We start from the raw sequence: 21,865 nt of genomic DNA, 5'->3' as shown, positions 1-21,865 counted from the left end.
CCGTCGAGGTGAAGCATCCGCTCTATCCAGTTGGCAAACTTCGGGCACTCGCAGCGGCGCCGCATCTCCTTGTGAGGAAGAGCGATCAACTCGCTTCCGTCAATTGCAGGCTAGCGCCGCTCACAACCCTGGCCATCCGGCGCGTGTCGCCGACGACCCTGCGGACGGAAAATCGTCGGCCATCCACGGAAGCAGCATCTATCCTGCCTAGCACGGCGCCGACCATGTCCACCGCGAACGTCTTGCCCAGACGGCGACGCTCGATCTCAGCCGAGCCAAAGCGGCGACGCAGGGCAGAGCTTGCCTTGTATCCAAGCACGGTACGGGCCATGGCGACGGCACGGCCGCGGGACGAAGGTCGCGGCAAAGTTCCGGAACGCGCTTTGCCACGGGCCGTCGCGATCGTCTCGAGTATGACATCGGCAACGCGGATCGAGCTTGCGCCATCGATGGCTGTAAAGAGATCTCTGATGATCTGGCGGCGGAATTCCGCGGTTTCCTCGGCAACCAAGGGCAGCCGCCTTTCCATCGCCTCCTTCACCAGCGCAATCAGATCGGATTCCGACGCGACCGGACGGCTGACTTGCGCGGCGGCCTGAACCCGCAAGGAAGGCGTGTTGAACCATTCCATGCTGAGCGGCTCTACGTTCAGCATTGTCGCTTCAATTGCCGTCGAGCAATTCTGGTGGATCAGCAGGCGCGCCCCATTGATCCACTCGATCGACGTACCTTCCTGCCGCACCTCGAAATTCGGGAGGTCTGCCAATGCATCGTAAGACTTGATGTTTTCGAACGGGTGCGGGCGCAGCACGAAACGGACGTCGGGGAAATGCCTGGCGAGCTTCATCGACATCGCGAGCGTCGATTGATAGGCATGCTTGGCTTCGATGATAACCTGATTTGCGTAGTCCCTGGAGTATCCCGCGTTGACGATGGTCTCTACCTCATCACCCGGACCGTTTGAAAAACGCGGATTGACGCTCGGGAAATTCGTGTTGAGGAGCACATAGTCCGCACCGATCGATGGCTTGGACAGTGCCGCGCGCCACGGTCCCGCACAAAAATCGTACCGCGGACACCCGGTCGCATGCAGGATATGCGCGGGTACGGTCCCGTGCTTGAGGAAGGCATCCCGCTGCGCTTGTCCCCACACGCAATAAACGTCGACCAGATCAGTACAGCCCGCGCTTTTAACCAGCGTGGCAAACTGATCGGCATTGTTGCCGCCAATCCCCTCTGTATCCAGTACCCCAATCAGGATACCCGCCCGCTTGTAACGCTTGATCAGGTCGGCATTGTTCGGTCGCGTGTAGTTCAAGAGCACCAGATCGGGTTGCAGCGCCGGAACGTCGAATCCCTGCTCATACATGGGGACGAGGGTGACTTTCACACCCCGCGTCGCAAGTTCCCGCCCGAGCAGAACCAACCCTTCGAGGTCACGAAGCGGATTGTCGACGATCAGGCAGACATGCGGCTGGTCAGGCACGGGCGTTCCCCGACACAGCCTGTCGCGGCTCCGCAACAGTATCGTCGATGGGTGTCAGAAGGTCCCAGCTCATCGGCGTGCCCTTGCGCACGGAGCGCCCGACGCGCTTGCCGATCAGGCTCGATAAATATTTCGGCGGCAGCCCAAGCCCGGGGCGGATGATCCGCAGGTTCTTTTCTGTCAGGGCATCCCCCGGCGCGAGGTCCTCCGCCACGTAGATCGAGCGGCGGAAGGTCAGCGACGCCTTTTCCTTCTCGGTCAAGCCATAATGGATCTGGCCGAGCGCCATCCAAGCGCGCTCGGTCTCAACCACCAGCGAAGCCATCTCATCGGGCTCCATGGAGAAGGTCGAGTCCACCCCGCCATCAGCGCGCGCGAGCGTAAAATGCTTTTCGATCACGCTGGCACCGAGTGCGATGCTGGCCACGCTAGCCCCGATGCCGAAGGTGTGGTCGGACAACCCGATCTCGCAATCGAACATGTCGCGCAAATGCGGAATGGTCAGGAGATTCGTGTCAGAAGGAGCCGCTGGGTAGGTGCTGGTGCATTTCAGGAGAACCAAATCCTTGCAGCCAGCTTCCCGCGCGGCCCGCACGGCCTCGTCGATCTCGGCCACCGTCGCCATGCCGGTCGATATAATCATCGGCTTGCCGGTCGATGCCACCTTGCGGATTAGCGGCAGGTCGGTGTTCTCGAACGACGCGATCTTGTAGCAGGGCACACCGAGCCCTTCGAGGAAATCCACCGCGGTAACATCGAATGGCGTCGAGAACGGGATCATGCCAAGGGCGCGGGCGTGCTCGAAGATCGGCTTGTGCCATTCCCAAGGCGTGTAGGCCTGCTGGTAAAGCTTGTGCAGCGAGTGGCCCTTCCACAGGCTGTTCGGATCGTCGATGAAGAATTCGCCGTGATCGAGATCGAGCGTCATGGTGTCGGCGGTGTAGGTCTGCAGCTTCAGCGCGTGCGCGCCGGTCTTGGCTGCGGCCTCGACGATGGCCAACGCCCGATCGAGCGATTGATTATGATTGCCCGACATTTCCGCAATGATGAACGGCTTGTGCGACCGGCCGATCGAGCGCCCCGCAACCAAGATCGTGTCCGTCATCGATTGCTCCTAACGCTCACGAATCGCAGTGCGATTCCGTCCATCCCATTCGGCAAGTTCCTTGGTTCTGGATACCTTGCGGGTCGATTCATTCCATTCCGATAACAGTCCGGCCTCATCTTTGATAGCCGATCGTCCCAAAACGTGGCATCGCGAACCATCCCAAAGCAGCCCCGCCATAGGCGTGGACCACTGATTAGTCAACCGATGGGGTGGCTCTCAGGCTCTCTTCCCATTGCAAAGTCAGCAGAAAACCGCGCGGCGGACACGCTCCACGCCGTCGCCATCGACGAGCGCCAGTGCGGTTTCGCTCATCGACCGCACCTGCCCCGCATTGCACAACAGCGAATGCAGGGCCTGTGCGATCCCCTCCTCCGTCACTGACGCGGCTGCACCGAGGTGCACAAGTGCTCCGGTTGCTGCGAGAGCCGTGAGTACGCCGACCTGGTTCTCGGCAATGCCGATCGCCACCGTAGGCAGGCCGAGGCAGCAGCGCTCCCAGCTCATAACGCCACCCGCACCGATCGCAAGATCCGCGCGCGCCATCAACTCGGCCATATTCTCTGCACCGGGATGCAGTGCGGCCCCATTCATCTCCCGGCACTGCTGCTCCACCAGATCGGCGTTCGGATTGCCCCGCCCGATCACGACGTCAACGGCGAGCGTGGCAAATGACAGACGCCTGACCGCGCCCAGCGCTTTCCCGGTTTCGTTCGAGGGATCGGTGCCACCGAAACAGATCAGGATACGATTGACTGCCCCGCTGCGCGCGGCGAGCGATCGGCGCAGCTGTGGGAACTCCGGGCGGAGCAGGGCGTAGCCGGGGCCAAGCAGGTATCGGCAGGTCTCTGGCACGAGCGGCTGATAGCGCGTCTCCATTCCCAGCACGAGATTCTGGTCGAGCAGGAAAGCGCAATCATGGGGGCGGTTGGCGAGATCGTCGATCGCGAGAATGCACAAACCCGGGCGCCGCAGGGCGCGCTCCCACCTTGCGTCGAGAGCGTAGTGATCGACAACCAGCCAGTCGGCTTCGCCAACACTGTCGATCGCTTCCCGCGTCTGTTCCGAATCCTGCTGCCAGGACACCGGCAACCAGTTCGCGTAGGAACTGTCTGCAGGACCACGCCGAAGGTTCCCGGATTCAGGGTCTGTCAGCAGTACCAGCTGATGTCCGGCCGCCTCGACCAGGCCCGAGAAAGCAGCCGACTTCGCGCGCATGACGAAGACTGCCCTGGCTCCGTTGCCGGCGAGGTTGTTTGCAAGGGTTATGCATCGGGTCAGATGCCCGATGCCCATCTCGACCGAAGCGTCGACACGAATGACAACCCGCCGTTCCATGGTGCCTGTTCAGAAGTGCCGTAGATTTTCATGAATAGGATTCGCGGTGACCGAAAGGCCCGGCCCTCCCCGGGGGTCGGCGGAACGCCCGGTTTTTCGCGCGAAACCCATGCTTGAGCTATCGCTTGGCATTCTATATTGCGTTGCCGTAGCAATGCAATGTTCTGCAGAAACCTTCCTGATCACCACCCTCGCGGAATACCAGACCCGGTTCTGGATTCCGGTCGCGCAGCGGTTGCGCGCCGCAGGCCATGATGTCGAATTGCTCGCCTTCGACGATCGCAGCGCGGAGATTTCGGCCGCTGCAGGCGTGCCGGTCACAAACATGTACCGCGAGGGCCTCAAGGCTGGCCCGGCGCCAGACGACCGCAAGGCGTTCGACGCGCGCGTTGCTGCCTACGGACTCGATGGGACCAATTTCCTGTTCAGTCATGAACGTTTCACTTTCGGCATCCGCGACACGGCCGCGCTGCGCCGGCGATTCATGATCTACGCCAACGCCATGGAGGCGCTGCTCGACCGGCTGGAGGCGCAAGGCACACGCGCCGAGCTGGTGCAGGAGCTCGGCGGCTTTCTCTCCGTCATCGCGAGCTTCTACGCCGCAAGGCGCCGCAACATCCGCAACTGGTTCATCGAGCCGTCGTTCTTCCGCGGCCGGATGTATTTTACGCCCGACAGCCTCGCAGCTCCCGACGTGATGGCGACGCCGGCGGACACGGTGTCATCAGAGGTGCGCGCCTATCTGGACGACACGCTGACGCAGCGTGCGATCGTCATCCCCAAGAAGGACCAGCACCATTATTCGGCGGCTTTCAAGAAGGTCGTGAACCTGCGCAATGCCCACCGTCTTGTCGAAAAACTCTGGGACCAGTTCGCGCTCGGCAAGCACCAGGAGTTCGGGCACAATCTGCGCCACGCGCGTGTTCATGCGGCCATGGCGCTCAACGCGACGCGGCTGCGCAAGCTCTATCGCCCGCTCCCCGAAACGCCCTTCGTCTACTATCCCTTCCACGTCCCGGCCGACATGGCGCTGACGCTGCGCTCGCCGGATTATCTCGACCAGGTCGCGACCGTCGACTTCCTGCTGCGCACGATCCCGGATTCGCATGTGCTCGTGGTCAAGGAACATCCCGCCCAGATCGGCGCGATCGCGGCTTCGCGCCTGTTCGAGCTCGCGCGCCGGTTCGACAATTTCGTGCTGCTGCCGCCGCAGACCAACAATTACACCGTGCTCAATCGCGCCGACGCCGTCATCTCCGTCAACAGCAAGTCGGGCGCCGAGGCGCTGCTGCTCGGCAAGCCGGTCGTGGTGATGGGCGATGCCTTCTACCGCTCCTGCCCGCTGGTGTATGCGGTCGACCGCCTGGCCGATGTGCCGGCACGGCTGCGCGAAGCGCTCTCCGCCGGGCCATTCGATCCGGCCAGGGGGGCGCCCTATTTCGAGTCTGCCTGGCGCCGGTCTTATCCGGGCGAGCTTTATATCAGCGATCCCAAGCTGCTCGACACGTTTGCGGCCTCCTTGCGCGCCGCAGTCGCCGAGCCGGCGCGCGTGAACTGAACGGACCCATGATGCCGCTCGTCTCGATCATCACACCGTCCTGGAACGTCGAAGGCCTGATCGAGGAAACGATCCGCTCGGTGCAGGACCAGACATTCGCCGATTGGGAACTCTTGATCGCCGACGACTGCTCGACCGACAGGACGCCGGCGATCATCGCTGCGATCGGCGAGCGCGATCCCCGCGTCAAGCTGATCCGGCAGGCCCGAAATGGCGGCCCGGCGCTCGCCCGTCAAGCCTCGATTGACGCCGCGCAGGGCCGCTATCTCGCTTTCCTCGACAGCGACGATTTGTGGCTGCCGGGGAAACTCGAGCACCAGCTCGCCTTCGCCCGCGAGAAGCGGGCCGCCCTCAGCTACACCGCGTTCCGCCGCATCGACGAGAGCAACACGGTCACCGGCCGCCTGATCGAGGTGCCGGCCTCGCTCACCTATGACCAGCTCCTGGAGAACACCGCGATCGCGACACTGACCGCGATGGTCGACCGCGAGATCGCCGGTCCCATCGTGATGAAGAACGAGGGCTACGACGATTTCTGCCTGTGGCTCTCGATCCTCAAGCGCGGCCATACGGCATACGGCCTCAACGAGGACCTCGCGCGCTACCGCGTCAGGGGCTCTTCGGTCTCGAGCCGCCCGGTGCGCTCCGCCAAATGGGTCTGGCAGATCTACCGCAAGGTCGAACGCCTCTCCCTGATCAGATCGAGCTGGTGCTTTGCTCATTGGAGTGCGCGGGCCTGGCTGAAACGGCGGGAATTCTAGCCAGCGCCCGACCGAGCGCTCCCACCAAAATATCGAAAACAACCCCATGCACAGTATCGGTATTTAGATACCCAAGACCAAGCCATTTGGCTATTGGCGAGTCCGGCCGTTGCCGATACCACTCAGCGCGCTCCGCCGCGGACACTGGAACCGATCATGCCGTTTGAAAGCTACAAAAACAGCCGCATCCTCGTGACCGGAGGCGCCGGCTTCATCGGATCCCACCTCTGCGAGCGGCTGCTCGATACGGGGGCCGAGGTGGTGTCCGTCGACAATTACTTCACCGGCAGCCGGCGCAACATCGCCCATCTGATCGCAAATCCGCTGTTCGAGGCGGTCCGGCACGACGTCACCTTCCCGCTCTACATCGAGGTCGACGCGATCTTCAACCTGGCCTGCCCGGCCTCGCCGATCCACTACCAGCGCGATCCCGTACAGACCACCAAGACCTCGGTGCACGGCGCCATCAACATGCTCGGCCTCGCCAAGCGGCTCAAGGCGCGCATCTTCCAGGCTTCCACCAGCGAGGTCTATGGCGATCCGCTGATCCATCCCCAGACCGAGGACTATTGGGGCAACGTCAACCCGATCGGCATCCGCTCCTGCTATGACGAAGGCAAGCGCTGCGCCGAAACGCTGTTCTTCGACTATTGGCGCCAGCACGGCCTGCCGATCAAGGTCGCGCGCATCTTCAACACCTACGGCCCGCGCATGCAGCCCAATGACGGGCGCGTGGTGTCGTCCTTCATCGTCCAGGCGCTCAAGGGCGAGCCGATCACCGTGTTCGGCGACGGCGGGCAGACCCGCTCGTTCTGCTATGTCGACGATCTCGTCGAAGCCATCATGCGGCTGATGGCGACCGGCGAGAACATCACCGGACCGATCAACATCGGCAACAATTCGGAATTCACCATCCGCGAGCTCGCCGAGAAGGTGATCAAGCTCACTGGCTCGCGCTCGCAACTGATCTTCCAGCCACTGCCGCAGGACGATCCGCGCCAGCGCCAGCCCGACCTCACCAAGGCAAAGGCGGCGCTGGACTGGGAGCCGAAGGTCGCGCTCGAGGACGGGCTGAAGGAGACGATCGCCTATTTCAAGCGTACGCTCGAGCTGGCCTGATCCAGCTCGCAACTTCCGTCGGCCGCAAACGAGCTTCCGCAACGTGCGCACCGCCAGGCTCCGGACCCGGAGGGGGTTTGCGGCCGGGGCATCTGCTACGGGCCGACGAATGGATGCGGTTCACCGCTTATCTCGCGCCCGTCATTTCGTGGCAGCCCAACCGCCCAGCCCATAAATCCGAACAGTAGCGCCGAGTTCGTCAGCGAACCGCTCATCAAAAACTCGATCCCGACGAATACCAGGCCAGCGAATACAAAGGACGCGGTAGCACTGGAGCGCGCACGCTTTACTGCCGTCATCACAGCCGACATGAAAGCAGCCGCCAAAAGCAGCGCTGCGGCAACACCAACCTCGACTGCGGCTTGCAGTACAACGTTGTGCGGCTCCGTCTTGTAGCAAGATTGTTGAGCGAACGTTCCGATGCCTTGGCCGAGAAGACCAACCTTCGGCAACAGGTTCAAGGCTTCCTTTGTGAGTATAATTCTAATCGCAAAGGTATCCTCGGTATCGCACGCCACGACCGGCTTCTGCGCATTCTCGACGACAAGCCCGATGATCTTGCCGGACATCGAGGGACGAGCGACCAAACCAACGACAATGCTCAGACCCACGACGCCGGCTACCGCAATCTGGCGCCGGCTGCCCATCTTGGCCGCCGCAACGAGCGTGACAGCCAGGGCGATGAAAGGGTGTCGCACCATTGCTGCGGCAAACACGAACGCAGGCAAGGCGATCAATCCGCCGACAACACGCCATTGAAGCGACGATAAGTTCATCGAAAGCAAAGCAAAGACCAGGAAGCACCACGTCAGCGAGAACACGGTCGGACCTTCGTGGAAACCCAGAACCAGCGGCTTGTACTCGCCGCTCCGGTCGTAGACCACCGCCCAAGCCGTCAGCAGGGTTCCAACAAGAACGATCGCTGCCGTGATGTAGGAGAAACGCGAGAGATCAAAACGACTGCCCACGGCCCGGAACGCGGGATAGGCGGCCATTGAAAGGGCGAGCAGCGCATAGTCGCGATCAGTCGTCGTTCGACCGTTGACGACAACGGACGCCACCATGAGCGCGGCCAATGCAGCGAACAAATAATCTGTCGGTAGCGGCTGAAATTTCCTCGCGATGACGAGCAGCGGCACGATCATGACAGCCGCAGTTATGGCTGCATGGCCCTTCGTGCCACTCATGCCATACAAGAGGATAAGGACTGAGTTAGTTGAGATCCAAACCGCTATTGCTGCGTTCGTCAACCAAGTCTTCGTCAACCAAGTCTTCGTCATCGGTTTGATCGCTGACATCCGATCGCCGAGACGATCAATAATCCTATCGCTGTGACGAGAGGTGCAAGAAGCCCAATAGCATCGATGTCAACCATGACTACAACTGAGCAAGCAAAACGCGCTACTACGCGTACCTGCTAGCATTGCGGCATCAACTTGTAAATATCGCTGCCGAATCTCAACTGAGCAGGCTTGGGTCGGCGCGCGTTCGTCGAGCCCCGAAGAATTCGGTCACTCTGAGCAAACCATGGTCATGCGACCAGGCCGCGCGCATCCATGCTTCCAATCAGTCTTAGCCGCGCCGCGACGCCATCACATCCCGAGTCAGTCGGATGAAATCCGCAACGAACGCCTCCACGCGCCGCTCCAGATCCGGCAACAAATTGCGGACGGTCGCAGGCCCCGCGGTTTGCACAACCTGCAACATGTGATCGGCCAGCGACCTGGAGTCGCGGATACCGAAATATCGCGCGCCGCCCTCGGTCTGTTCGCGATGGACATCGATGTCGGACAGGATCATCGGGACACCAAACGACTTCGCTTCTTCGACAGTGGTGCTCCACCCCTCGCACTCCGAAGGGTTGATGAGAGCCATCGACGCGCGCAGGAGGGCGTAGACGTGATCCAGTGGGATCATTCCGAGATGCTTGAAGTTCATCTCGAGACCGCGCGACCTGACCTCACTCATGGTCCTCTCGAAAAGTCCGGATTCACGGAAGTCCTGCGTACTTCCGGATGCCGCGACGACGACGTCGAGTCCCCGGCATTTCAGCTGATCAAGCGCATCGACCACGACCTGGTGATTCTTGTGCCGCCAGAACTGGTTTGGCAGGTAGAAATACCGTGGCGGAAGGCCATAATGCGCGATCACGTCGGACGGCTGCGTGGCGAGCAGACCGACAGGAGGCTCCGTCGCAAACCGGACGACCGAAACGCCGTTCGAAATGCCCGTATAAAACCTCCTGAGATCGCCGAGCGCACTGGCGCTGCTCAGCATGATGTGCCGGCCGGACGCGATCTGAACCCGAAAGCCGAGATCACGCCGCCAATATGCACTCCTGGAGAAGAGATGCGGGAGCAGGCGGTGCTGAAAATCCGGAAACCAGGCGATGGCCGGAAACGGAAGGCGCCAGCCAAAGAAACGGGCGGATTCGAACACCATGTCGATCCGCCGCGCGCGGAACTCGGCCACTGCCGGTCCGTCGCGTCCGAGCACGAGCGCACCGAAGAGCCCCGTCCCGGTGCGATCGAACGCAGGAGATTGAACGAGATCCACCGCCGGGATCCTGGCGAGTGCCGCGATCTCCTCGGGATCCTCCTTCGTTCCGGCGAACAGCACCGGTGTGACCGTCCCCGGACTGTACCGGTTCAGAACCTCGAATAGATTGCGCTGATAGTTGTGGCCGCCCGCCCATAGGCGACGTGGGATGTTGGTGAACGCGATCCGCAGCGGCGCACGCTCAGGCACGAGCCTGGCTCCTGAACCATTCGACATAGTCGGCGAGACCGCGCTCCAGTGGAAGGCGCCAATCGAAATTCATCTCGCGCAAGCGCCCGTCCTCCGCCAGCAGACTCATTGGGTCGCCCGGCCGCGCCACGCCGGAATAACGCACAACAGTGTTGCTCCCCCAATTCCGGATGAGGCCCTCGGCAATGTCGGCCACGCTCGTCCCGCGCCCCGAGCCGCCATTGATCAGGCGAAAATCATCCCGGCGGACGTCCTCCGCAACGCGCACCAGCAAGCGGACGACGTCGCGAACGTCGGTCCAGTCCCTTATCTCGGCCCCGGTCCCTCCTAGATCGAGAGACCGTTCCTCGCTCTTCAGCCGCGAGCAGATATCCCAGAGGAGTTGCTTGCGAAGATCCGGACCGTAGACCGAAAACAATCGCACGACAGAGCAACGAAGGCCGAAGCTCTGGGCATAGCTCCGGCACAGCTGCTCCATCATCTGCTTATGATGGCCATAAGGCGACATCGGCGCCAACGCCGCGCTTTCGGCGATCGGACCGGCATGGTCTGCGCCGTAGACCGCCGCGCTCGACGCAACGACCAGCTGGCTCTCGGGGGCAAAACTTCGAAGCCATTCGAGCAGACGCGCCGTGCTCGTCACGGTCCGCGAAAAATCCTCGAACGGGCGTGCGATCGACAGCCCGACCGACGACCCGCCAGCCAGATGGAAGACTTGCGACGGCAGCCCGTGCAAGGCGGCGAGCGCGTTCAGATTGGCCGCGTCGACTTCACCATTGATCCAGGTCTGCAAACCGAGGGCCCGTGCCTGGGCCGGATCGAGCGCACCGTGACCGACACCATGGACCGCATGCCCGACGCCCGCCAGCTCGCGAACGAGATGACGTCCGATGAATCCGTTTGCACCGGTAACCCACGTGGACATGTCCTAGACCTTGTGACAGACGAACGAATAGAGCCGGCCGGGCCGGTGATCAAAGCGCTCGGCAAGCGAGAGCAGGGCCGCGAACACATGCTGCGAAGCAAACGCGGCGCGCCACAGCGGACCGACGGGAATCTTCCGCGTCAGTTTTTCGACGACCGCAGATCGCAGCGTCTGCATCGTATACGGGAACAGATTAATCGCGCTTTGCAGCGGAGCCAGTGTCCCGACAGAGGCGAAACCGGCCGACTTCAGCGCGCCGGTATAGCGGTCGAGCAGGTAAGCATGCTCGCCCCCATAGAGGTGATGCAGCGGGTGCTGATCGAGGAATTTCTGAAGATCGCCTTCCTTGCTGATCACGTGCTCCCGCGCCGCGATCAGCATACCGCCGGGGCGAAGCACGCGAAACATCTCGCGGCAGGCACCATCAAGGTCGCGCGTATGATGCAACACGGCGCGCGCGAAGACGAGATCGAAGGTGTCGTCGGCGAACGGCAGGCGCTCGGAAAATTCCTCGACCACGTGGATGGGCAGCTGCGTGCGCGCCGCAAGATCCCGGATCGCCGCAGCGCCGACGATGGCGCTGCCATCGGGCTCGAGTGCGGTGACGTCGAATCCGCTGCGGGCCAGCGCGTAGCTGGCAATGCCGCGACCAGCTCCCACATCGAGTGCCAAGCCGGAGCGCCCTGCCAGCAGCGCCGTGACCGCCTGCCATTCGGAACTTTGAAAATAGCGCTCGGCGGCCGCGATCAGCGGATCATCGTAGAAAGCGTCGCGCACGAGCTGACCCTGATCCGGCTGATTGCGCAGCCAGACCACGGCGTCCTCCCACGTCGTGAACTTTCCGTCACCGCTCATCGGACCGGAGCTCCCTGACCAGCACCGCCGGATTTCCGGCCACGATCGAGAAGGCCGGGACGTCCTTGGTCACGACTGCCCCGGCCGCCACCACCGCACCCTGCCCGACCGTCACGCCGCGCAGCACCATGGCTCCAGCGCCAATCCAGGCATCATCGCGGATTCGGACCGGGCTTTCGTCAAGCGAGAGTTCGCGCGGATGACCGTTTGTGAAGATCTGCCGGACCTGCGCGTGCCGCGCGGCCGCCCCGATCGGATGGGTCAGACTGTCGAAGACATTTGCCGAATGGGAGATCAGAACCCGGTTTCCGATCTCGATGGAGCCGGCCGACCAGATCCGCGTCCCCTCCCCGACATAGCACCATTCGCCGATCTTGATCTCGCCGCCATGGGCGAAGGTCATGAGCTCGCCGAGGATCCGGCTCTGTGGGCCGATCACGATCCTGTCGGAATCGCCGCGGATGTTCCTGATCCTCGCGCTGGCTCCGAGCGCTGCCCCGTCATCGAGACGGCAGGTCGCCCGGCCCATCATGCGCTGGATCAGGTAGTCGCTATTGCGGCCGGTGAGCCGCTGGATCAGGAAGTTGAGGTTCATGCAATCAACTGAAATCGCGTCGTCCTGGACGCTCTAGCACGGCTAAACCCGTCCGACGAGGTCGCCGAACTGCTTCCATTGCACGTCCTTGCTGTAGATGTCCCGGATGCGGGTCCGACCCAGCGCAGCGATCTCCGCCGATCTGGGCCAGTCTTGCAGACTGCGTGAAATGACCTCGACAGCCTGTTCGGGGGTACCGTAGGTCTCGATAGTCACGCCCTCCTCCATGCCGGCCGGATAGCTGCCGGCGTCGGAGACGAGCAGTGCGCCGCATCCCATCGTCTCGAAGCAACGCATGTTGCCGCGATCAGTCCCGGCCATGTCGATCGCGCCGTTGAACACGATCTTCGACGAGCCAATCAGTTCGTAGAGGGCCCTGCCGAACACCGGGGGCCTCGCAATGGCGGCGATGGCATCGGGACGCCGGTGCTGTCGCAGCGGCAGCAATCGCCCGATCGTGCTCTCCGCGAGCCTGGTCAGGCGCGATGCATCGAGACAAAGCACGATATTGCGGCTGTCGGCGAGCTGCGCGACCTGCTCCAGCGTCCGGGCGCGCACGCGATGATGCCGCGAGTAGCCGCCGGCGAAGGCGACGTCGATAGGGCGCTCGCCGTGACCATACTCGTCCATCACTGGATCATGCGCCGGAAAGAAGGATTCGACCCGGCATCCGTTGCGGCGCCAGATATCGAGGATCGACGGAGCGTTTCCGAGCACGGCGCGATAGGCCGTGAAATCGGCATTTCCCGACGGCGCGGCACGCCAGCACAGCGCCTTCTTCACGCAGCCCGGCAGCTTGGCAACGAATGCGCTCGGGTAGCGCACGGGATCGAGATTGTAGAATACCTCGGTGGCGTGATGCTCGATCTGCGCGAGCAGGATGGCCTCGAGCGTCGGCTCGCCCGACATGCCCTGCTCGCGCGCCCAGCGGCGCTGCAGGACCTCGTCGTCCCCATTGGTGAAGAAGGCCTCCGGCGAACCGTCGAGCACCGGTTGAAGGAAATGCGACGCGCCGAAACGGTCGTCCAGAAACACGCGCCGCCGCTCCGCGAAGCTTTGCGTGCCGGCCGCGAGCTGGTTCAACCGCGGCAGATAGGACGGATACAGGGCGCTATTCTGGAACAGACGCATCGTTTACGCGTACCTCGCCAACATCCATTTCATATTCAGATACGGCCAGATCCGCCCGACCGACTCCCAATCCCAGGACTTCGTCGCCGTCAAACGGCTGACCGCCGCGCGCAGACCCGCTTCATCCACCAGTTCCGCGAACGCCGGCACATTCCTGTCCAGCAGGTCGGCCGTCCAGCCGGCCAGCGGTCCGTTCAGCCATTCCGGCATCGGCGAATTGAAGCCGACCTTGCGGCGCGCGGTGCGAATGGACTCCGGCATCAGGTTGGCCATCGCCCGCCGGGCAACAGCCTTGGTATAGCCGTCTGACGACTTGCTGCTTTCGGGAAGCGCCATCGTATAGGTCACCAGCCGCCAATCCATGAAGGGCATGCGGACCTCGACGCCGTGCGCCATCGAAAGACGGTCGAAGTTGCGCAGGATGGTGGGCAGCACCGTGCTGTGAAACATCCGATAGAGGCGCTTGTTCAAGCCACCCCATTCACGCGGCAGCACATCGTCCTCCGCTATTAGCGGGAGCGGGGCGGGAAGATTGCGCAGGCCGCCGCGCAGAAAATACACGCCCTTCCGCTTGAGGGACAACGCACGCAGGACGTCCACACAGCGCCGGGCCAGTTTCGAACGCGACGCGAGGTCCTCTGCCGCGTTCCGTATTTGAAACGCGCGCGCTTGTCCTTCCTGCAAATAGCCGCCCATCAGCTCGTCCGCCCCGTGGCCGTCGAGTGACACCGTCACGTTGTTTTGGGTCAATTGCCGATAGAGCAGCCATATGGCGCTGGGCAACGCGATATAGACGTCATCGAGATCGTCGAGAATCTGATCGAGGTCCGTCAGCGCATCGGCCTGTCCGATTTCGAGAAAAGTTGGCGCGACATTGGCCCAGACGGCGGCCTCCTCGGCCATCGGCCTCTCGTCGTTCAAGGCGCCGGGGAACGTCGCAACAAAGGCGTGACGCCATGCCGTGCTGTCGCGCGGCCCCATGCCTTCCTTCTCGTGCGCCGCCATGGCGCAAATCACGGCCGACGAATCGAAGCCGCCGGACAGGCATGTTCCGATCGGCACATCGCTGCGCATGCGCAGGGCCACGGCATCCTGGAACAGTTCTCGAAAGCGCGCGACACGCTCGGCTTCGGTGGCCGGCACCGGCGGCAGATGATCCACTGTCCGCCACCAACGCTTGACACTGACCTTGCCCTGGCGAAGCCACATGCAGTGGCCGCCCTGCAGGCGGCGAACCTGCCGAAACAGGGTCCGCTCGCTTCCTTCGATCCCGAAGGCATCGAGCAGCAGCCGGCGTGCAACCTCGACGTCAACGGAAGCGTCGATCAGTCCGCTTCGCACCAGCGCCCGCTGCTCGGACGCGAAGATGAATCGTTCCGGCGACGCGGCATAGAGCAGCGGCTTGATGCCGAAGCGGTCGCGCGCAAGAAACAGTTCGCGGGTGCTGGTGTCGAAGATCGCCAGGGCCCACATGCCGTTGAAGCGGGGCAGCATGTCTTCGCCCCAGGCCTGCCAGGCGGCCAGTATCACTTCGGTATCGGATTGGCTGCGAAACACCGCGCCCTGCGCCTCGAGCTCGCGGCGAAGCTCGAGGAAGTTGTAGATCTCGCCGTTGAACACGATCACGTGGCGGCCGTCCGCAGACAGCATGGGCTGATAGCCGCCCTCGCCGGGATCGATGATCGCCAGGCGGCGGTGGCCGAATGCGAGGCTTCGGTCCGCGCTGAACCAGGTCCCCTCGCCGAACGGACCGCGATGCGCAATCAGCGCCGTCAGCCGCGAGATGTCGGCCGGTTCGACCGCATTGCCACCCAGATTTACGATGCCTGCGATTCCGCACATGTCCTAGACAGCCTTGAGGGGCAAGAAGCGACTGACGATCGAACGAATATCTTGCCGGCAAGCCCTTCGATACGGACCCAATTGCGACGCCGCAACCGCGATTGCGAAGATGGTCGCGGCCGTCACCGACGAGACGGCTCCCACCGACCACCAGGACGGTGCGGGCTGGAATGGCGCGCGATCGAGACCGTATCGCACCGCCAGCGCCGTCGCGATCCCGACGCCGAGCGGCATCAGCACGCAATGCACGATGCGCGACCACATGCCGGCGACGTCAAAACTACGGCGCAACAGGAAGACAATGGTCGCCATCTGCGCGATCATTCCGGCGCATGCGCTCCAGCCTGCGGCCTGCCATCCGAAGCGTGGCAACGCGATCGCGCTGGTAACGAGTGTGACGACACCCGTGATCAACGCGATGAGCGCATTGGAGCGCGACCGTCCGTGCGCCAGCAAGTAAAAGCCGAAGACGTTCGCGCTCGATCCGAGGATCCCGGCAATCGACAGTACGACGAGAACCTGTGCAGCCTCGGCCGCGACCTCCGCGCCGGTCCAAACATGCAGCAGCGGGCCGGCCACGGGGATCAATCCGCCCAGGGCACTTGCGGCCAGGACGTTGAGAACCCACGACGATCGGAACAGCAGATCGACCTTGCGGTCCTCGCTCTCCCCTTGCAGCGTGCTGAAGAAGGGAAACAATATCTCGCCGACCTTCAGGATACCGATATAGGTCGCCTCCTGCAGGCGCTGCGCAACGCCGTAGAAGCCGACAAACTGCGGTTGCAGCAGCGCGCCAAGCAGATATCGATCGGCCTGCCCCGCAAGCAGCGCACCACCCTGTGCGGCAACCTGCCATCCGCCCAGCCGAACCAGCCTGCCAAGCGCCTCGCGATGCAATGCTGGAGGTGCCAGCCACTGACGCATTTGGCCGCTACACCAAGCCAGCGCCAGCAGCAGGCCGATCGCTAACCCCAGCGCCTGGCAACCCAGGAATGTCGATGCGTATGGCGCGGCGGGGATCAGGAGGAGCATCGAAAGAGTCGAGACCACCGTGCTGACGATGCCTATCGAGGCGATCCTGCGATAGTCTTGCCGCGCGGTGAACAACGAAATGAAGATCGCCGATACACACTGGCACAACCAGCCGATACCGGCCAGCGTGAACGCCAGTCCGAGGTCGGCGGCGGCCGGACCGGCCAGATGAAATCCGAGACGCGCAAGCGGCGCCCCGGCAACCAGAAGCAAAATGGCGATCGGCCCGCCCGCACCGATCGCGAGCATGACCGCGGTCGCGAACAGGCGTCGCGCGTCGTCGCGGTCGGACGGCGCCAGTCGCTGTGCAAGCTCGCGCGACGTCGACAGTCCGAGAGCGTTGCTGAACACCAGTGCTGGCGCAATGCAGGCGGTGACAAGACCCGCGACGCCGAATGCAGCGAGGCCCAGATGAGCGATCACGAAAGGCAGGATGGCCAGGTTCAGCACCACGGCCACCAGGAAGGCCATCGCATTCCACGCGGAATTCCCCAGCAGATCGGGCGGTGTTTTTCTCAACGTCATGCCAGCCACCCGGCCATCACCTCACCAAGCCTTTGCCCCGCGCCGATCGGGGTCCTCCCAAGGCATCGCGAATTCGGGCTAGCAGCCAGTTCACGTAATGTCGATAGCCGGCAGGAACCGCAGCCGGCCCGGCTCGGCCGGACCCGTTCGACCGTTCTTTCAGGGCTCAGCCCGAGGCTTGCCAGGGCAGATCACGGACGTCTGCGGCTGCCGGGAAGGCACGCTCAGAGCCCATCCGACTCGCCGTTCTTCGGCGTGGAGCGCGGCGCGGAGGCCGAGAACGCCGGATCGGCCGGGCCCGGCATCGTCGGCCTGCCGCCGGCATCCGCGGGCGGGCCCGCGGGAGCGGCTGCGTCCGGCCGCTGGAGCGCCAGGACCTCGCTGCGCTCGCCCTGCTTGAACGTCACCTCACGCGGCTGCACCGAGGTCAGCGACCAGCCGCCGAGCGATTCGCCCTGCCGCAGGCGCACGACCTTCTGATCGGTGCGGTTGACGAGAATGGCGATGGCGTCGCCCTCACCCACCACGGCCCCGACCAGCAATAGCGGCGGCGGTGCCTCGACCGACTTGGGCGGCGGTGCGGAAATCTCTTCGACCGGCGATGCCGCGACCGCGCGCGGCGGCGGCCGGCGCATCGCCGAGAAGATCGGGCGCTCCTGGGTCGCGGTCAGGGCCGAGAGCGGCACCGACCACAGGGGATTGCCGCGAGGAACGGGCTTGGTGGGAGCCTGCTGCGCGGGCCGTGCGATCGGCCGCATCGTTCCGACATCGACATTGTCGGCGGGGCTGCCCGCAGCATCGTCGGGCAGCATGTCGATGCGCGACGAGGTGGCGGCCATGCTTCCGGCGGTGCCCAGAACCGCGCATAGCACGGCCAATCCTGTCGGTCTCAACCACCCGGCCATCGACATTCCCCTGCGACCACCGGCCGCGCGAAAAAACCGCGAGGCATCGCTGCCAAACTAGTTCCGATCGGGGGCGCCATCAACCCACCGCGTCCTGCCAAACCCTCCGGGCACGTCCATTCCAGCAGCACATATTGCAATCCATGAATATGTTGCCCGATGGCCACGATAGCTGAAAATGCAAGTCGGAACAGGAGGGAACCCGGCGCAGATGGATACACGTTCATTGCGGCACGCTGCAGCCCCGTGAGACCATGGCGTGGCGCGGGGCCCGCCACGTGCCGCAGTTGCACGTTTGCGATGATTTCTTTGCTGATTTTGAGAAGACCGAATGGCTGGACCGACAAAGGCTGGTGGGCGGATCGGATACGGGCTGCGATCCGTCGTGCGCCACTCCGTGGCGACCCTGCTGGCGACCACCGCGCTCGGCATCGTCACCGCGCATGCCGTCGACGGCACCTGGGTCGGCGGCACCAGCGAGTGGACCGATGGGGCGAACTGGACCTCCACTCCGACCGTGCCGGACGGCATCGCGACCTTTTCGACGTCGGCCGACACCAACATCGCCAGCAGCGGCGTCGTCAATATCGGCAGCGTGATCTTCACCGCCTCGCCCGACGCTCCGGCCTACACGATCACGACCAGCGATATCTTCCTGGTGAACGGCGCGGGCATCTCGAACAATTCGACCAACACCCAGACGTTCAACGTCGGCTCCACCATGGCGTTCACGAATTCGAGCAGCGCGAGCGGCGGCACCAACGTCGTCACCTTCAGCGTCGGCGGCGGCAGCGCGATGATCTTCAACGATACCAGCACTGCAGGCACGGCGATCATCACCAACAACGGCGACGTTGAGTTCAACGGCAGCAGCAACGCCGGGACCGCAACGATCACCAACACCGCGGTGATGAACTTCAACGATTCGAGTTCGGCAGGCGGTTCTGCCATCACCAACAGCGCCACCGGCTTCCTGGCATTCATCAGCAACGCCACGGCAGGCACGGCGTCGATCAGCAATGACGGTTCGCTGAGCTTCAATGGTTCCTCGACCGCCGGCAGTTCCACGATCACCACGAACAATTTTGCTACCACGAATTTCACCGGCACCGCGACCGGCGGCAATGCCCGCTTCATCACCAATGCCGGCGGCACCTTTGACATGTCGGGCCTGACCAGCACCGGCATGACGGCGGGCTCGATCGAAGGCGCCGGCAACTACGTGCTCGGCGCCAACACCCTCACCACCGGAAGCCTCAACACCTCGACCCAGGTCGACGGCGTGATCTCCGGCACCGGCGGCGGACTGACCAAGGTCGGCACCGGCACGATGACGTTGACTGGCACCAACACCTACACGGGCGCGACGACGATCTCGGCGGGGACGCTGGCGATTTCGGGCTTCGGCAGCATCGCGAGCTCCAGCGTCGTCACGGTGGATGCGACGCTGGACATTTCGGCATCCTCGGTTCCGTTCAACTTGATCACGACGCTTGCCAGCGGCTTCTCCGGTGTCGTTAACATGGGCGGCAACGGGCTCGTCATCGCCAACGGCTCGACCGAGTTCGCAGGCGTGATCCAGGGCACAGGCGGACTTGAGGTTCTCGGCGGAACGCAGACGCTCTCGGGCGTGAATACCTATAGCAATGCCACGCAGATCGACGCGGGCGCGACGCTGGCGCTGAAAGGCGGCGGCTCGATCGCAAGTTCTCTCTTTATCGCGTTCTCCGGCGCAGGTGCGACGTTCGATATCTCCCAGACCACGTCGGGCGCGTCGGTTACGCAGCTGTTCACATTCGGCACCAATGGCGTCGTCGCGCTGGGATCGAAGACACTGACGATTACGGGCAACAGCGGCACTGCCTTCGGCGGCGTGATCCAGGACGGCGGCATCGGCGGCGGTGCCGCAGGCAATCTCGCGATCGCGAGTGGCGCCATCCAGCAGCTCTACGGCACCAACACCTATACCGGCACGACAACCATCGCGACCGGCGGCGAACTGGATCTCATCAACTCCGCCGGCAGCGACGGCAGCATCGCGACCTCGAGCAGCGTCATCGCCAACGGCATCCTCGACATCTCGGCCCTGAGCGCCGGCACCTCGGTCAAGTCGCTGGCGGGCGCAGGTAACGTCAATCTCGGCGCCAACACGCTGACGATCACCAATGGCATCGGCACCTTCGCCGGTGTCATCGCCGACGGCGGCGCTGGCGGCGGCTTGACGCTGACCGGCGGCACGCAGACGTTGTCCGGCGCCAACACCTATAGCGGCCCCACCACCGTAAACGGCGGCACGCTGGTAGTCGACGGCTCGATCCTGAGCCCGACCACGGTCAATACCGGCGGCACGCTCGCCGGCAGCGGCACGGTCGCCGGCGTTGCGGTCAATGGCGGCACGCTCGCGCCCGGAAGCAGCACGAACCCGTTCGCGCCACTGACGGTCAACGGCCCCCTGAGCTTCACGGCGGCCTCGACCTATCTCGTGCAGGTCTCCTCCAGCAATGCCGGCCTCGCCAATGTCATCGGCGCCGCCACGCTCGGCAACGCGACGGTGAGCGCGATGTTCGCCTCGGGCACGATCAAGAAGCAGTACACGATCCTGTCGGCGACCGGCGGTTTCGGCGGCACCACCTTCAATGCAGCCGTCGTCTCCAACATGCCGACGATCAACGCGTCGCTGAGCTACGACACCAACAATGTGTTCCTCAACATCGGCGTCAACTTCACGCCCGGCGCCGGCGGGCTCACCGTCAATCAGCAGAACGTCGCGAACACACTGACCAACTTCTTCAACTCGACCGGCGGCATTCCGGCAGCCTTCGCCGCGTTGACGCCGGCGGGGCTCACGACGGCCTCGGGCGAGCTCGGCACCGGCATCATCCAGTCCGCGATCAACGCCGACGGGCAGTTCCTCAATTTGATGCTCGACCCGACCGTCATCGGCCGCTCGGGCGGTTTCGCCAAGGCGGGCAGCGTCGCGCAATTCGCCGAGAGCGACGACGCGGCCGCCTATGCGTCCATGCGCCTGGCCAACGCGCGCGAGCGCGAGGCCTATGCGATGGCGACCAAGGCGCCGCTGCTTTCCTCGCAGCCGGCCAGCCGCTGGAGCCTCTGGACTGCCGGCTATGGCGGCTCGGCACAAGTCGGCGGCAATGCGGCGATCGGCTCGCAGGACCTCACCGCACGCGCTTGGGGCGGCGCGGCCGGCGCTGACTACAGGATCTCGGTGGACACGCTGGTCGGCTTCGCGCTCGGCGGCGGCGGGCTAAACTACTCGCTCGCAAACGCGATGGGCTCGGGCTCGGCCGACATGTTCCAGGCCGGCGTCTATGGCCGGCACAATTTCGGACCGGCCTATGTCTCGGCCGCGCTCGCCTATGGCTGGCACGACGTCACCACCAACCGCACCGTGGCGCCCGGCGGCTTCGACCAGCTCCAGGGCCGCTTCAAGGCCGACACCTTCTCGGCCCGCTTCGAGGGCGGCTACCGCTTCGCAACGCCGTGGGTCGGCATCGCGCCTTACGCGGCGGCGCAGGTGACGAACTTCAACCTGCCCAACTACTCGGAAGTCAGCCTCAATGGTGGCGGACTGTTCGCGTTGAACTATGCCTCGCAATCGCTGACCGACACCCGCTCGGAACTCGGCTTGCGCACCGACAAGTCGTACGCGATGCAGAACGGAGTGCTGACGCTGCGCGGCCGCGCCGCCTGGGCGCACGACTACAATCCGAGCCGCGCCGTCACCGCGCTGTTCCAGACCCTGCCGGGCACCAGCTTCGTCGTGAACGGCGCCCGGGTCGACGCCGACTCCGCGCTCGTCAGCGCCAGCGCCGAGATGAAATGGCTGAGCGGCTTCTCGATCGCCGGCACCTTCGACGGCGAGTTCTCCGGCAACGTCACCAGCTATTCCGGCAAGGGCGTGTTCAAGTACACTTGGTGA

Annotated in this window: 16 protein-coding genes; 4 read left to right on the top strand and 12 right to left on the bottom strand. The window is 63.7% G+C overall.

Annotation, left to right across the window (positions count from 1 at the left end):
- Positions 1–85: 85 nt before the first annotated feature.
- The 3 genes from JQ591_RS23600 to pseG form a co-directional block, all read right to left on the bottom strand.
- Positions 86–1,486: a surface carbohydrate biosynthesis protein gene (locus JQ591_RS23600; RefSeq protein ID WP_211398365.1), complete on the bottom strand. Its 1,401-nt coding sequence runs from the start codon at positions 1,484–1,486 to the stop codon at positions 86–88.
- Positions 1,479–2,591, bottom strand: coding sequence for a pseudaminic acid synthase (gene pseI / locus JQ591_RS23595; protein WP_211398364.1), 1,113 nt, complete (start codon positions 2,589–2,591; stop codon positions 1,479–1,481). Before pseI ends, JQ591_RS23600 begins: the two co-directional genes overlap by 8 nt.
- Positions 2,592–2,834: 243 nt before the next feature.
- Entirely contained in the window at positions 2,835–3,929 is a 1,095-nt protein-coding gene (pseG, locus tag JQ591_RS23590; RefSeq protein ID WP_211398363.1) for a UDP-2,4-diacetamido-2,4,6-trideoxy-beta-L-altropyranose hydrolase, read from the bottom strand.
- A 154-nt stretch (positions 3,930–4,083) separates the two neighbouring features.
- On the opposite strand from pseG, the gene JQ591_RS23585 reads away from it, so the two are divergent.
- The 3 genes from JQ591_RS23585 (at position 4,084) to JQ591_RS23575 (ending at position 7,367) form a co-directional block, all read left to right on the top strand.
- Complete coding sequence (locus tag JQ591_RS23585) at positions 4,084–5,487, top strand: capsule biosynthesis protein (RefSeq protein WP_211398362.1); 1,404 nt, start codon at positions 4,084–4,086, stop codon at positions 5,485–5,487.
- A gap of 8 nt (positions 5,488–5,495) precedes the next feature.
- Entirely contained in the window at positions 5,496–6,248 is a 753-nt protein-coding gene (locus JQ591_RS23580; RefSeq protein WP_283817897.1) for a glycosyltransferase family 2 protein, read from the top strand.
- 156 nt (positions 6,249–6,404) lie between these two features.
- The gene (locus JQ591_RS23575; protein WP_211398361.1) at positions 6,405–7,367 is read left to right on the top strand and encodes a UDP-glucuronic acid decarboxylase family protein; all 963 of its coding nucleotides are present in this window, start codon (positions 6,405–6,407) and stop codon (positions 7,365–7,367) included.
- Positions 7,368–7,462: 95 nt separating this feature from the next.
- On the opposite strand, the gene JQ591_RS23570 is transcribed toward JQ591_RS23575, so the two are convergent.
- The 9 genes from JQ591_RS23570 to JQ591_RS23530 all read right to left on the bottom strand — a co-directional run bounded on the left by JQ591_RS23570 (position 7,463) and on the right by JQ591_RS23530 (position 17,925).
- The gene (locus JQ591_RS23570) at positions 7,463–8,512 is read right to left on the bottom strand and encodes an O-antigen ligase family protein (protein WP_211398360.1); all 1,050 of its coding nucleotides are present in this window, start codon (positions 8,510–8,512) and stop codon (positions 7,463–7,465) included.
- Between the two features lie 427 nt (positions 8,513–8,939).
- Complete coding sequence (locus tag JQ591_RS23565; protein ID WP_211398359.1) at positions 8,940–10,115, bottom strand: glycosyltransferase family 4 protein; 1,176 nt, start codon at positions 10,113–10,115, stop codon at positions 8,940–8,942.
- Complete coding sequence (locus JQ591_RS23560) at positions 10,108–11,040, bottom strand: NAD-dependent epimerase/dehydratase family protein (protein WP_211398358.1); 933 nt, start codon at positions 11,038–11,040, stop codon at positions 10,108–10,110. Before JQ591_RS23560 ends, JQ591_RS23565 begins: the two co-directional genes overlap by 8 nt.
- A 3-nt stretch (positions 11,041–11,043) precedes the next feature.
- Positions 11,044–11,856 carry a class I SAM-dependent methyltransferase gene (locus JQ591_RS23555; protein WP_349630397.1) on the bottom strand — a complete coding sequence of 271 codons (813 nt, stop codon included), beginning with the start codon at positions 11,854–11,856 and terminating at the stop codon, positions 11,044–11,046.
- Between the two features lie 28 nt (positions 11,857–11,884).
- Positions 11,885–12,490, bottom strand: coding sequence for an acyltransferase (locus JQ591_RS23550; protein WP_211398356.1), 606 nt, complete (start codon positions 12,488–12,490; stop codon positions 11,885–11,887).
- A 42-nt stretch (positions 12,491–12,532) separates the two neighbouring features.
- Complete coding sequence (locus JQ591_RS23545) at positions 12,533–13,621, bottom strand: glycosyltransferase (protein WP_211398355.1); 1,089 nt, start codon at positions 13,619–13,621, stop codon at positions 12,533–12,535.
- Between the two features lie 3 nt (positions 13,622–13,624).
- Positions 13,625–15,463, bottom strand: a complete 1,839-nt coding sequence (gene asnB / locus JQ591_RS23540; RefSeq protein ID WP_211398354.1) for an asparagine synthase (glutamine-hydrolyzing) — start codon at positions 15,461–15,463, stop codon at positions 13,625–13,627.
- A gap of 3 nt (positions 15,464–15,466) precedes the next feature.
- A complete protein-coding gene (locus JQ591_RS23535) occupies positions 15,467–17,020 on the bottom strand; it encodes an oligosaccharide flippase family protein (protein ID WP_249137525.1) in 1,554 nt (517 codons plus the stop codon).
- Positions 17,021–17,244: 224 nt separating this feature from the next.
- A complete protein-coding gene (locus JQ591_RS23530) occupies positions 17,245–17,925 on the bottom strand; it encodes a hypothetical protein (RefSeq protein ID WP_211398352.1) in 681 nt (226 codons plus the stop codon).
- 331 nt (positions 17,926–18,256) lie between these two features.
- Here JQ591_RS23530 and JQ591_RS23525 point away from each other — a divergent pair, with 331 nt between their 5' ends.
- The gene (locus JQ591_RS23525; RefSeq protein WP_211398351.1) at positions 18,257–21,865 is read left to right on the top strand and encodes an autotransporter domain-containing protein; all 3,609 of its coding nucleotides are present in this window, start codon (positions 18,257–18,259) and stop codon (positions 21,863–21,865) included.

The sequence above is a fragment of the Bradyrhizobium canariense genome, assembly GCF_018130465.1.
GTDB lineage: Bacteria > Pseudomonadota > Alphaproteobacteria > Rhizobiales > Xanthobacteraceae > Bradyrhizobium > Bradyrhizobium canariense_C.
Note: the sequence above shows the minus strand (reverse complement) of the source record. Positions and strands in the feature narration are given on the sequence as shown.